The 13,174-nt window shown below is 57.8% G+C and carries 11 protein-coding genes; 1 reads left to right on the forward strand and 10 read right to left on the reverse strand.

Going from position 1 to position 13,174, the window contains the following annotated elements; translation table 11 throughout:
• Window positions 1-3 precede the first annotated feature (3 nt).
• The gene (locus GYN08_RS11090) at window positions 4-720 is read left to right on the forward strand and encodes a LutC/YkgG family protein (RefSeq protein ID WP_328802925.1); all 717 of its coding nucleotides are present in this window, start codon (window positions 4-6) and stop codon (window positions 718-720) included.
• Window positions 721-866: 146 nt separating this feature from the next.
• Here GYN08_RS11090 and GYN08_RS11095 read toward each other — a convergent pair whose 3' ends face one another.
• From GYN08_RS11095 to GYN08_RS11140, 10 genes are all read right to left on the reverse strand, one after another.
• Entirely contained in the window at window positions 867-1,826 is a 960-nt protein-coding gene (locus GYN08_RS11095; RefSeq protein ID WP_166274264.1) for a 4-hydroxy-3-methylbut-2-enyl diphosphate reductase, read from the reverse strand.
• A gap of 174 nt (window positions 1,827-2,000) precedes the next feature.
• Window positions 2,001-3,560: a sensor histidine kinase gene (locus GYN08_RS11100; protein ID WP_166274265.1), complete on the reverse strand. Its 1,560-nt coding sequence runs from the start codon at window positions 3,558-3,560 to the stop codon at window positions 2,001-2,003.
• A 19-nt stretch (window positions 3,561-3,579) separates the two neighbouring features.
• Window positions 3,580-4,272, reverse strand: coding sequence for a response regulator transcription factor (locus GYN08_RS11105; RefSeq protein ID WP_166274266.1), 693 nt, complete (start codon window positions 4,270-4,272; stop codon window positions 3,580-3,582).
• 175 nt (window positions 4,273-4,447) lie between these two features.
• Window positions 4,448-6,112, reverse strand: a complete 1,665-nt coding sequence (locus GYN08_RS11110; protein WP_166274267.1) for a S1C family serine protease — start codon at window positions 6,110-6,112, stop codon at window positions 4,448-4,450.
• A gap of 272 nt (window positions 6,113-6,384) precedes the next feature.
• A complete protein-coding gene (locus GYN08_RS11115) occupies window positions 6,385-7,044 on the reverse strand; it encodes a response regulator (protein WP_166274268.1) in 660 nt (219 codons plus the stop codon).
• Window positions 6,956-8,080 (reverse strand): HAMP domain-containing sensor histidine kinase, encoded by a 1,125-nt coding sequence (locus GYN08_RS11120; protein WP_206023691.1) that lies wholly within the window; start codon window positions 8,078-8,080, stop codon window positions 6,956-6,958. Before GYN08_RS11120 ends, GYN08_RS11115 begins: the two co-directional genes overlap by 89 nt.
• 12 nt (window positions 8,081-8,092) lie before the next feature.
• Window positions 8,093-9,391, reverse strand: a complete 1,299-nt coding sequence (gene liaF / locus GYN08_RS11125; protein WP_235946130.1) for a cell wall-active antibiotics response protein LiaF — start codon at window positions 9,389-9,391, stop codon at window positions 8,093-8,095.
• Window positions 9,392-9,555: 164 nt separating this feature from the next.
• Entirely contained in the window at window positions 9,556-9,753 is a 198-nt protein-coding gene (locus tag GYN08_RS11130; protein WP_166274269.1) for a hypothetical protein, read from the reverse strand.
• 252 nt (window positions 9,754-10,005) lie between these two features.
• Complete coding sequence (gene thrS / locus GYN08_RS11135; protein ID WP_166274270.1) at window positions 10,006-11,943, reverse strand: threonine--tRNA ligase; 1,938 nt, start codon at window positions 11,941-11,943, stop codon at window positions 10,006-10,008.
• 418 nt (window positions 11,944-12,361) lie between these two features.
• On the reverse strand, window positions 12,362-13,036 hold the full coding sequence (locus GYN08_RS11140; protein ID WP_166274271.1) for an HAD family hydrolase: 675 nt from the start codon (window positions 13,034-13,036) through the stop codon (window positions 12,362-12,364).
• Window positions 13,037-13,174 lie beyond the last annotated feature (138 nt).

Genomic DNA, 13,174 nt, shown 5'->3' on the forward strand with positions numbered 1-13,174 from the left:
CTCGTGAATTCCTCTTTTTCCGCCGATGAAAACCGGTCGAAGCGGAAGGTTTCGAATCGCGAATCGTTTCTGACCAACGTCGCAGCCAGTCTCGGCCGTCCCCGGATGACGGACACTGTCCGCCGACCGGCCTGGAAGCATACCGTCCATCTCGACACGCTCGCCGATCGGACGCCGGAACAGCTGGTCGAAGTGCTGAAAGAACAGTGTCTGTTCATTCACACTCAGGTGATCGAATCGACGCCGGAAATTCTCCAGACGACGCTGGACGACTTGATCGCCGGCTGCGGCGGCGGCCCGGTTATCCGTTCCGGCGATCCCAGATTCGCGCAGTACGGCCTGGCCTTCCCCGGCGGCTTCGTCTGGTCGGAAAAGGCGGGCCGCGAAGAAAACGTACGCCGGGCCGAAGCGGCCAACGTCGCGCTCGTATTCGCGGATTACGCGCTGGCCGAATCGGGCACCGTCGTGCTGGAGAGCCGCCCCGATCAAGGCCGGGCGCTGCATTTTCTGCCCGCGCATTACATCGCCGTCATCGAACGCGGCCGTATTGTGCCTCGCTCGACGCAGGCGATGGGCGACCTCAACCGCCGCCTTGAGGCGGGCGAGACGCTGGGCTCCTGCATCAATCTGATCTCCGGCCCGTCCAACTCGGCCGACATCGAGATGCAGCTCGTCGTCGGCGTGCACGGTCCGCTGAGAGCGACATACGTGCTGATTTAAACGGAAGATACTGCTGGAGATAAGCAACTTGCCCCTTATCCCCGGCGAACCGATCGCACGTCAAAAAGCCGGAATGCGTCCCTGCGCATTCCGGCTTTCCTTATTTAAGGGGAGAAGTCCCCCGAACGAATTGGACGATCCGTTTCTTATTCCGCTTTGGCTTTCGTTTTTTCCCGCACCGGCGGCAGCAGCTTCTTCATGTCGACCGTCCGTTTGATCTCCCACGTGGACGGGTCGCTCTCCTCGAACTGCTCCAGATACTGGATGACTTCCTTCGTGATCGGCGTCGGCGTCGAAGCGCCGGCGGTCACGGCCACTTTGGAAATGCCCATCAGCCATTCCTGCTTGATCTCGCTGACGTCGGCTACCCGGTAGGCGGTCGTGCCGGCAATTTCTTCCGAGACCTGCGCCAGGCGGTTCGAGTTGTTGCTGCGCGGATCCCCGACGACGATCACCAGGTCGGCCTGGCCCGCCTGCTCGGCGACCGCTTCTTGACGAACCTGGGTAGCGAGGCAGATCTCGTTGTGCACCTCGGCTCCCGGATAACGTTCCAGCAGTCTCTTCATGATGTTTTTGATATCCCACTGGCTCATCGTCGTCTGATTCGTAATGATGATTTTGCCCGTCGGCACGTTCAGCGAATCGATCTCTTCTTCCTTCTCGATCAGATGAACGTGATCCGGACAAATCCCGATCGCGCCTTCCGGCTCGGGGTGGTTCCTTTTCCCGATATAAATGATCTCGTAGCCCTCGTCCGTCTTCTCTCGAATCAAGTCGTGCGTCTTCGTGACGTCCGGGCATGTCGCGTCGACGGTCGTCAGTCCGCGCTCGCGCGCCCGCTTGCGCACTTCCGGCGATACGCCGTGCGCGGTGAAAATGACCGTCCCCTTGTCCACCTGTTCGAGAATTTCCAGGCGGTTCGGCCCGTCGAGCGTAACAATGCCCTCGTCCTCGAACGATTGGGTCACATGCGCATTGTGCACGATCATCCCGAGTATATAAATGGGCCGGGGCAGATCGAGGTTTTTGGCCGCTTGTCTTGCCAGCACCATCGCGTCGACTACGCCGTAGCAGTAACCGCGCGGAGCGATACGTAGAACTTCCATCTATCAGCACCTGCTTTCGGATTCATGGCTTAAGCGCAACTTCGCGCATACCCCGATTATAACGTATCGGACGGCGCGAAGAAAGGCGGCTTCGTGCGGGAGCTTCTCCTCCCTGCGAAAACCGCCGTTTCGTTCGCTGCCGTTTCTTCTATTCGCTTGACGGAAAAAAGACGGTTATCGGGTTTTGCGCCGGGATTTCCCGTCTTCTTTCCGCGGTTCGTTCCCGTCTCCTTCCCGAATTTCCTCGTCGTCGATATCGGCTTTTTCGGAAGACGACGACTGGATTTCCGGGAACAGCGCCGGAAGCCAGATAATAAAAGTGGTACCTTCCCCTTTGACCGTAACCACTTCCACCGAACCCTGATGCTCGTCGATGATCCATTTCGCGATCGACAGCCCCAATCCGGTTCCCGGCGTTTTGCCCCGCGATTCGTCGGCCCGGTAGAAGCGCTCGAAAATATGGGGCACTTCGTCTTTGTCCATGCCGATGCCGGTATCTTTCACCCGGATGCCGACCTGCTGGCGGTACACGACAATGTCGAGCGATACCTGACCCTCCATCGTATACTTGAACGCATTTTCAATGAAGATAAAAAGCATCTGCTGCAAATAATCCTTATTGCCGACCACCGCGATGCCGTCGAGCGCGCCCAGATCGCCCGGCGCCCATTCGGCCCGGTGCGGCAGAAATTGAGCCCGGCGCACCACTTCTTCGACCAGCGGACCGAGCTGCAGCAGCTCCTTCTGCATCGTCTGTCCGGCATCCGCCCGCGCCAGCGACAGCATGTCGCCGATGAGCCGGCTCATCCGCTCGGATTCGTCGGCGATGTCCCCGATCGCTTCGACCGACATCTGCCGCAGATCCTCCTCGCTGAGCCCGGCCGGCATACTGTCCATCGTCCAGATTTTTTTGAGCAGATCGGTGTTGCCCCGGATCGTCGTCAGCGGCGTGCGCAGTTCGTGCGAAGCGTCCGATACGAAGCGGCGCTGCGCCCGGTACGATTCCTCCAGGTCTTTGTAAAACAGCTCCGTGCGCGCCATCATCCGGTTGACCGTGCTGATGAGCTGTCCGACTTCGTCCTGCGGGCCGGTATAGTCGATTCGCACGCTGAGGTCGCTGCTCGTCTGCACGGCGTTCGCGGCCTCGATGACTTTGCCGATCGGCGCCATCGATTTTCGCGCGAGGAACATGCCCAGCGTAAAAGCGAAAATCAGCGTGGAAAGAGAGCCGAGCAGCAGAATAAAACGCAGATCGGACAGCATGTTCTCCGCTTCTTCCGTGCTGGCGGCGATCTGCAAAAGAACCGGCGAGCCCAATCCGTTCATGCGGAAGACTTCCTGATACATCAAGTAAGGCCTGCCGTTGGAACGGATCCGGTTGAATCCTTCTTCGATGCCCTCAAGCGGGGGAATATCGAATTTGAAAGCGCCGTTGATTCTTGTCATGTTGTTCGACTGCTGCAAAAGCTGCGGATCGTAATAATAGATCTGCACGTACAGGCGGCTGTCGATCGTTTTCAATAGGTCTTCGATGCGGATGTCGGAAGTCAGCCTGCCGTTCTCGTCCGTTACGATGCTCTGCCGAATCTGCTCCTTGATGCGGCTCTGCCAGGTATCGTACGTATTTTCGTAAGTATTGTAATAAACAAAGGTATAAATAATCGCGCTGAACATCAGCAGCGTCAGCGCGAGAATGCCGGAATACCAGGCGGTCAGACGTAAACGGATGGACATATGAGAGGGCTGCCCCCTTTTAGGAATCGCTTCTTAAGATGTAACCGGCACCGCGGATCGTCTGGATCAGACGCTTGCCGCCGAATTCTTCGGTCTTCTGCCGAAGCATGGCGACGTACACTTCCAAGACGTTCGACTCGCCGCTGTAGTCGTAACCCCAGATTTTGTCCATGATCAAATCGCGCGACAGCACGCGTCTCGGATTCAGCATGAACAGATGCAGCAGCTCGAATTCTTTGGCCGTCAGCTCGATACGCTGTCCGTCCCGCGTCACTTCGCGCGAATCGACGTTCATGGTCAGGTCGTCGAAGCTGAGGCGTTCTCCGTCGTCTTCCCGGACCGTATCGGTCTTGCGCCGCAGAAGGGCGCGAACCCGCGCCAGCAGTTCCTCCAGCGCAAACGGCTTGACCAAATAATCGTCCGCTCCCAGATCGAGTCCTTTGACCCGGTTCTCCAGCTCGTCTTTGGCCGTCAGCATAAGCACGGGCACGGCGCTGCCTGCTTCGCGCAGCCTGCGCACGACCTCGAAGCCGTCCACTTCGGGCATCATGACGTCGAGTACAAGCAGGTCGGGGTCGGTCGTCCGCATCATCTTCAGCCCTTCCGCTCCGTTCGGCGCCGTATGCACCTCATATCCTTCGAAAGCAAGTCCCCTCCGCAGCATGGAAATGATTTTTTCGTCGTCGTCGACAACCAGTATGTTCGATCGCATCTTTTTCTTCGTTCCCCTCTACGTTCTTTTTTATTATTGTAACAACGTTCCCTCGCACGCGCATCCCGTTTCCCGCAAAAGCGCAGAAAGCCTTCAAAGCGCAAAGGCGAGAGAGGTCTCCCTCTCCCGCCTCGCCTGCCGCCGTTCGCGTATGCCTTCTGCCTCGAAGCGGAAATTATTGGCCGCCGAACGGATTGGTGAATCCGTTGTTGTTCTGGCTTCGGTTGTTGTTATTTTGCTGGGCCGCCGCCGATTTTTCGTATTCGTTGCGGTCGCCGATCGTGACTTTCAAGTCGACTTTCTTGTTATTGCGCACGACGTTCAACGTAATCTCGTCTCCCACTTTGAACGTCTGGATCGCCTCGATCAAATCCTGGCTTGTCGCATAGGCTTTGCCGTTGATCCCCGTAATGATGTCGTAGCTGCGCAGATCGGCTTTGTACGCCGGCGAGCCGTACAGCACTTCGCTGACGAGCGAACCTTCCGTCGTATCGACGCCCATTTGCTGCGCGATGCTGTCTGACATCGTCGTCAGGCTCGCGCCGATGAACGGCACGGCTTCCTTCGGAATCTCTTCGTTGTTTTTCAGCTGCTCGACGACGCTCTTGATCGTGTTCGAGGAGATGGCGAACCCGATGCCCTGAGCTTCGGTGCTGACCGCCGTATTCATGCCGATGACTTCGCCGTTCAGGTTGAGCAGCGGACCGCCGGAATTGCCGGGATTAATGGAAGCGTCGGTCTGCAGCAGATGCTTGTATTCGGTCGCTTTCCCCGTCGTTTGGTCGGAGATGGAAATTTGGCGTTCCTTGGCGCTCAATACGCCGGCCGTCACGGTATGCTCGAATCCTTCCGGGTTGCCGATCGCGACGACCCAGTTGCCGATCGCCATGTTGTTCGAGTCGCCCAGCGCGATATGCGGGAATTCTTTGCCGTCCGTATTTTTGATTTTGAGAACCGCAAGGTCGAGATCGGCGCTGTGGCCGAGCAGTGTCGCTTCATACGGCTTGCTCGTTCCGTCCACCGTCACCTGGATGACGTCGCCGCCTTCGACGACGTGGTTATTGGTCAGAATGTAGCCTTCCTTGTCGAAGATAAAGCCCGTTCCCAAACCGAGCGGAGTAAGCTGATCCGACGAGGAGCCCGATCCGCCGCCGCTGCCGCTGCCGTCCTGGGAACCGCCGTAAAAGTATTGGAAGAACGGATCATTGAAGTTGGAGCTGCTGTTGTTGGAAGAATTGTTTCCTTTGGACAGCGTCTCGATCTTGACGACCGAAGGACTGGCTTGATTGACGACGTCCGCGATATCTTTGGAAGACTCGATCGTGTAAGCCGCCGTGGATACGCCGCTTGAATTCGAGCTGCCGGAAGCAATCGTCGTCGGCGCGGATTGCGCCGCCGGCTCGCCGCCGGTAAACCAGCCCGCATGACCTGCCGTGAAAGCCGATCCGGTAATGACGACTGCGCCGAGCGCGCCGGCCGCGAATGAAGTCAGCGCGTTTTTGAACGAGGACTTCGGCTTCTGATTATAATTCCAATTGCCGTTCCCTTTGCCGCCAGGCGCCGACCCGCCTTGGCCGTTCGGCGATCCGTACGAGTCGTAACCGCGGATGGCGCTCGGAGGCGTGACTTCGACGTTCTGGACGTTTTTCGTTTCCGGATCGGAAGATCCGACCGACTGAAACGGGCCGTAAGAGTAGTAATAAGACGAGCCGTCGTTGCTCCGCGCCTGCTCGGAGGAGCTTGTCTTGGCGCTATCTTCGTGACTGTCGTGATTGCGGGCATCGCTGCCGCCTGCCGCGTGGTTTCCTTCAAAGCTGCTGCCGTATTTCTTTTCATCCATCTCTATTGTCCTCCTCGCTTTCGGACTGTGCCGAACAACGTAAATTTGATTGTGCATGCCGATAACCCGAAAAGTGAAGCGCCCTGCGAAGGGTGCGTCGTTTGCTTCTGAAGTTATTTTCGCCCAACAACCTTAATTGCACATTAAAAGAGGTATAAAGATTGATAAGAAAAAGAAATTGCGCTCTTATCGGATTGATAACGCTTCCCTAAATGTCCGCAAAAAAGCGGCCCCTTCCGTCGGAAGGAGCCCGCCGCTTCTGAATGGGACCGCTACGAGCGGGCCATCCCCTGCCGATGGGCGTAGATCGCGAGCTGCGTCCGGTCTTCCAGTTCGCATTTCATCAGCAGGTTGCTGACATGCGTCTTGACCGTCTTGATGCTGATATGCAGTTCTTCGCCGATCTCTTTGTTGCCCATCCCTTCGGCGATCAGCAGCAGCACTTCTTTCTCGCGTTCGGTCAGCGGCGACGAATCGGCTTCGACCGTCCGCTGCCGGATGCCGCGCGTCAGCGCCTGGGACACGTCGCCGGTCATGACCGGCATGCCGCGGTAGGCTCCTTTGAGCGCATAGATCAGCTCTTCGGCCGTGACGGTCTTCAGCACGTAGCTGACCGCGCCCGCTTCGATCGCTTCCATGACCAGCTTGTCTTCCAGAAAGCTGGTCAGCATCACGACCCGGACGGCCGGAAATTCGGAAACGACAAGACGCGTCGCTTCCGTTCCGTTCATCTCCGGCATCATCAAATCCATGAGGATCAGATCCGGCATTCCGGCTCCTTCGGCGGACGCGGCGCGCAGCCGCTCAAGCACTTCGCGTCCGTTCGCCGCCTCCCCGATCACTTCAAACCCGGGCTCCAGCATCAAGTACGTCTTCAGCCCCATCCTCACCATGTCGTGATCGTCCGCCAGCAGGATCTTGATCTTCTCCATGCTCTTCCACTGCCTTTCCTTCTGTGAATTTTGGAATATGTACCCGAATGGTCGTCCCCGCTCCCGGCTTCGACAGAATTTCGGCCCGGCCGCCCAGCTTCTCGGCCCGCTCTCTCATGGTCATCAGCCCGTAAGAGCCCTGCTTCTGCGCCGCGCTGCCGGAAAAGCCTTTGCCGTCGTCGCTGATCGACAGCAGCACCTGCCGTTCGTTTTCCCGCAGAGACAGGCTGACCATGCTCGCCTGCGCATGCTTGACGATGTTCGCCATCGCTTCCTGAACGATCAGGAACAGCTGCTGTTCGATTGCCTCGGAGAGCTCGTCGCACAGCTCGACATCCTTCACGCCCTTCAATCCGTTTTGGATGCAGTAATCCGGGAACCAACGGTCCAGCGCCGCCGGAAGCGCGATACCTTCCAGTTCGACCGGCCGAAGCTGCGCAATGAGCGCGCGCATCTGCCGCTGGGCCAGATTGGACATCTGGATCAACTGCTGCATGACCGGCACCGCGGCGTCGGGATTGAGCTCCAGCACTTTCGGCAGCGAAGCCGCCGACATATGAATGGCGAACAGCTGCTGGCTGACCGAGTCGTGCAGATCCCTTGCCATCCGCCTCCGTTCTTCGCGCACGGCGCTGTCGATCAGCTGTTCCTTGCCGACCGCTTCGCTCTCCCCGAGCTTCTGCAGCAGCTTCGTTTTGCTCTCGATCGATTCCATCATCACGTTGAATTCCCGATAGACGCGGGTAAACGACTGATCGTCCGTATCGCCCAGACGAAGCGACAGATTGCCCTGCGACACCTGCAGCATGCTGTAGTGCAGCACGTCAATTCGCCGCTGGATGCGCCGACCCGCCAAGTAACCGGTCACGACCGCCACCAGCACGGCCGCCAGCACGTAAAAGATCCAGATCCGCGGCGGAAAAACCTGTACGAAACCGTACAGGCTGAACCAATATAACAAAGCGGCGAGAATCCCGCCGCTCAGCAAGAAGTAAAACAAGAGCTCCCATTTGGTGTTTTTCAATAACTTTCCCATGATCGACCGCCTTTACCCTACGATGTTGACGTTCACGTCCGAGATAAACGAACTGACGTTGATCTTGATACGTTTCGCGCATTCTTCGTAGTTGTACGTCTCGTTCACTCCGCCGACCATCCCGGACCGGCGATTCCCCATGACGTTGTGGTCGCCGAGGAAAGAGCTGCTGTGCACTTTCACTCCGACTTCCGGGTCGTTCGGCATGTAAATCACGACGTCCCCGATGAAGCTGGATACGTTGATCTTCGTCGTGCCGTAAGGAATCTGCGCTTTGGTCAAGTCGATGACGGTATCGCCGATAAAATGCGAAACGTTCAGCGGCTTGAGACGGAAATAATCCTGACCGATGTAATAATCGCCGATAAAGCTCGACTCGTTCACCGTTTTTTCTTTTTTGCCTTTGTCCGCTTTTTGGCGGGCTTTTCTCATTTCTTCGCGGTCGTAGCTGCCGAACGCATGCTTATCTTCTTCGCCGCAGTTCTCGTAAAACCTGCCGCCGCCCATAAAATCGTCCTGAAAAGGATCTTTTTCCAGAGAAACCTTGCCGGCTTCGCCTCTGCGGGAATCCCCTTGATCATGCTTCATCGATTTTTTCAGGTCTTTCATGGCGCTGTCCACTTCGCTTTTCACTTCGTCCGCAATCCGGGAAAAATCGATTTTGCGCACCTGGTCGGCGGTCTGCCTGCCGATCTCACGCGCCATGTCGCCGATTTTATGGAATTCCGAAGAACTTTGCTCGCGGGGGTCCCTTTTCATCCCGCGATCCGGGTCCGCCCCGGATTCCCTGTCACGCCGTTTGCGGTCCTGTTCGCGATCCTTCTCCCGATTCGTTTCGTCCTTGTCCAGATTCACGAACATGCGGTCAAGCGGCGATTCCAGCGGCTCGATCGGAGCCGGAGGAACGGGAGGGTACGGATTCGGCGACTCTTTCCGATCGTAAAAAGGAGCGGGCGCTTCATGCTTGGCCGACGGATAATCGGGCGACCGCTTCGGCTTCAGCAGAACGTAAAGGCCTCCGGCGATAAACGCCGCCGGAATGAGGAACTTGAAAAATTCCCCGGGACTGACATCGATGATATTCAGGTTCCGGGCCTGGAAATAGCCGCCTACCGCGATCAGAATCAGGTTGCCGACCGCGCTCGAACTGTGCTTTTTCATCCCCATCATCTGCGAAACGCCGATCAGGATCAGGATGCTCGGCCAGAATGTGCGAATCAAATCTCCGATGCCGTAGCTGATGTAACCGAGCTGATAGGCGAGAAAGAAGCCGCCGATGGCGATCAACCATAACGCTCCGCTTTTTTTCATTGCGTTTTCCTCCTTCGTGTATGGAACCGGACAAGCCCGTTTGGCGCAGCCGGGTATTCTCGTAAGCTTGACTTCATTTTACCGGAACGGCTTGCCCGGAACTAGCGGCGCGGGAATGAAAACCGTCTCGGTCTCGAGACCGAGACGGCTTGACCGACCGTCGCTCACGAACGCGCCCGTAAGGAACCGGCAGCCCATTCTTCGTTCAGTCCCTTCGCGAAATCCGGACCTCCGGGCTTCGCGAATCTTTCCAGCCGGCCGGAGGCTCCCGCCGCCCCGCGTCCCGCCCTTGCCCCGTCCCTTTGACCGAACAGCCGGCCGTACGCTTCTTTCAGCAGTTTGATCGCTTTGTTTTTTTTCATTGTTCCGTGCCTCCTCTTCGTTTTTTTCAGTATGCGGGAAATAACGCTCCGCCTTAAGCGGCGCGGGGACGATTTGCTTTTACGGCTGCGGAGCGAACTTTCTGCCGTTCCGGAAGCGGAGGCGCCCCGGTCCCGGGACGGAGGCGCATCGGCGGGCCGAACGCGGCGCACGAATGCCGCGGCAGCTCGGACAGGCCGAAACAGGGAAGCAAAAAGCCGCTCCCTTATCGGGAGCGGCTGATCTGGACAGCGTTAAATTTTGCGCGTGCGGATTTCTTCCTGCAGCAGCGAGATCACTTCGTCCAGCGGTTTGGCGCCGAGGTCGCCTTCGCCGCGCTTGCGCACGGACACGCCGCCGGCTTCCTTCTCGTTCTCGCCCACGACGAACATGTAAGGCGCTTTTTCGAGCTGCGCTTCGCGAATCTTGTAGCCCAGCTTTTCGTTGCGCACGTCCGTCTCCACGCGGATGCCGGCCGCTCTCAGCTTGTCGGCCACTTCTTCGGCGTATTCGCTGTAGTTGCCCGATACCGGGATGATCTTCGCCTGCATCGGCGACAGCCACAGCGGCAGATTGCCCGCGAAGTTCTCGAGCAGGAACGCCGTGAAGCGCTCCATCGTGCTGATGATGCCGCGGTGAATGACGACCGGACGGTGCTTTTGGCCGTCGTCGCCGACATATTCCAGCTCGAAGCGCTCAGGCAGCAGGAAGTCGAGCTGCGCGGTCGACAGCGTTTCTTCCTTGCCGAGCGCCGTCTTGATCTGTACGTCGAGCTTCGGTCCGTAGAACGCCGCTTCGCCTTCCGCTTCGTAGAACGGCAGTTCCAACTCTTCCACGACTTCGCGCAGCATGCGCTGGGACATTTCCCACATCTCGTCGTTCTGGAAATACTTCTCCGTGTCCTGCGGATCGCGGTAGGACAGGCGGAACCGGTAGCTGTCGATGCCGAAGTCTTCGTACACCTTGGCGATCAGCTTCACGACGCGGCCGAATTCTTCCTTGATCTGGTCCGGACGGCAGAAGATGTGCGCGTCGTTCAGCGTCATCGCGCGAACACGGTGGAAACCGGTCAGCGCGCCGGACATTTCGTAGCGGTGCATCAGGCCGAGCTCGGCAATACGGATCGGAAGTTCGCGGTAGCTGTGCATGTCGCTCTTGTACACCATCATGTGGTGCGGGCAGTTCATCGGACGCAGCACGAGCGCTTCGTTGTCGAGCTCCATCGGAGGGAACATGTCTTCCTGGTAATGCTCCCAGTGTCCCGACGTTTTATACAGCTCCACGTTGCCCATAACCGGCGTGTAGACGTGTTGGTAGCCGAGGCTTTCTTCCAGATCGACGATGTAACGCTCCAGCGTGCGGCGCAGCTTGGCGCCGTTCGGCAGCCAGATCGGCAGACCCTGCCCGACCAGGTTGTTGAACGTGAACATCTTCAGGTCCTTGCCCAGTTTGCGGTGATCGCGCTTCTTCGCTTCCTCGAGGAAGTGCAGATGCTCGTCCAGCTCGGCTTTCTTGAAGAACGCCGTGCCGTAGATGCGCTGAAGCATCTTGTTCTTGCTGTCGCCGCGCCAGTAAGCGCCGGCCACGCTCAGCAGCTTGAATACCTTGAGCTTGCCCGTCGAAGGCACGTGCGGCCCGCGGCACAGGTCGAAGAATTCGCCCTGATCGTAGATCGTGATGATCGAGTCTTCCGGCAGATCGTTGATCAACTCCAGCTTGTAAGGGTCGCCGAGTTCGCCGAAAATCTTCAGCGCCTCGTCGCGGCTCACTTCGCGGCGGGTGATCGGCAGGTTCTCGTTCACGATGCGCTCCATTTCCTTCTCGATCTTCTGCAGATCTTCCGGATTGAGGCCGTGCTCGAGGTCCATGTCGTAGTAGAACCCTTCCTCGATGACCGGTCCGACGCCCAAATGAACTTCTTTCGTACCGAACAGGCGGCGGACCGCCTGCGCCGTCAGGTGCGCCGTGCTGTGGCGGACCACTTCGAGCCCTTCCGGCGAACCCGGCATGACGATTTCGATGCTTGCTCCGTTTTCGAGCTTGGTGTTCAGATCGACCACGATGCCGTTCTGCTTGCCCGCAAGGGCGTTCTTTCTGAGGCTGCTGCTGATGGAAGCCGCAACGTCTTCGATCGTGCTGCCTTCCGCGTATTCCCGAACGGAGCCGTCCGGCAGGCTGATGGAAATAGCCATGATGAGAATTCCTCCTTCGAATGTGAAAAGATAAATACGGAACGAAACGCAAAAAACGCCCGCCCCGCGAAGGGACGAGCGTTATACCCGTGGTTCCACCCTGATTCGGCTCCGGTCCGCCAAGCGGCCGGTTCGGCCGAAGCGGGACAAAAAGCCCTCGTTGAGCACGTCAATAACGGAAGTGCGGTTCCGGCGTTCTCTACTTGCCCGCGCGGAGGCAGGAGTTCGAAAACGCAGCTCGGAAGGGGTAAACGCGGGCCGGTCCGGAGGAAATTGCAGCCGTGTTTCCTCTCTCTGGAGCGGTGCCGAATGCCTCGCATTCATGTCTTCGTCGTCGCTTTTGCTGCTGTTTATTATACGGGCGCCCGCGCCAACCGTCAATACGGGCGGGACAAACGCCGTCGGAATGCCGCGAAGCTTACCGGTCCAACAGCTTCGGCAGATCGGTGATTTTGTCGATCGTCGCGTCCGCTTCGTCCAGCTCGCCGGATGCGGCAAATTCCGAACGGACTCCGACGACGGGAATTCCCGCTTCTTTCGCCGCGTCGATATCGGATTTCCGGTCGCCGACCATCAAGATGCCCCGGTCCCCCGCTCTCTTCTTCAGTTCCTCGAGCACCTCGCTTTTGCGCTGCGCGCCGACTCCGCCGGCGCACAGCTGATAGGCGACGCATTCGTTCAGGCCGTCCTGGCTCAGTACATGGTCCAGATATTCTTCGCCGCAGTTGCTCGCCGTGGCAAGCTCGTACTCTTTGCACAGTTTCCGCAGCATCTCGGGAACGCCGGGCAGGGCAAAAGACTTTGCCTTCATTCGCTCGCCCAGCAGGTCGCCGTGCAGCTTTTTGTATTTTCGGTGCTTGTCTTCGGACATGTCCGGGGCGACCTTTTTCCAGGCTTCTTCCCCTACCATGCCGAAGGTCGAATAAATATCTTCTCGGGAAGGCTGTTTCTCCGCGTCGCCGTTTTCGATCGCCTCTTCGAATACTTGACGATACACGTCCAGCATCGCTTCCGACGTGTCGATCAGCGTGCCGTCCAGGTCGAATGCGATCACCCCGATGTTTGCCGTGTTCAATTCTTTTTTATTTTCCATTTTTCGCATCCTTCCGTTTTTTATGCTCGATAACCCGTGCCTATCGTTTCATATACCCGAATATGCGAATTGTTGAAGCTTGCGGCATACAGGCGGTACTCCGGTTGGTTTCCTTAATTTAGAAAAATCGGTTTTTCA

The sequence above is a fragment of the Saccharibacillus alkalitolerans genome (assembly GCF_011090185.1).
Lineage (GTDB): Bacteria > Bacillota > Bacilli > Paenibacillales > Paenibacillaceae > Saccharibacillus > Saccharibacillus alkalitolerans.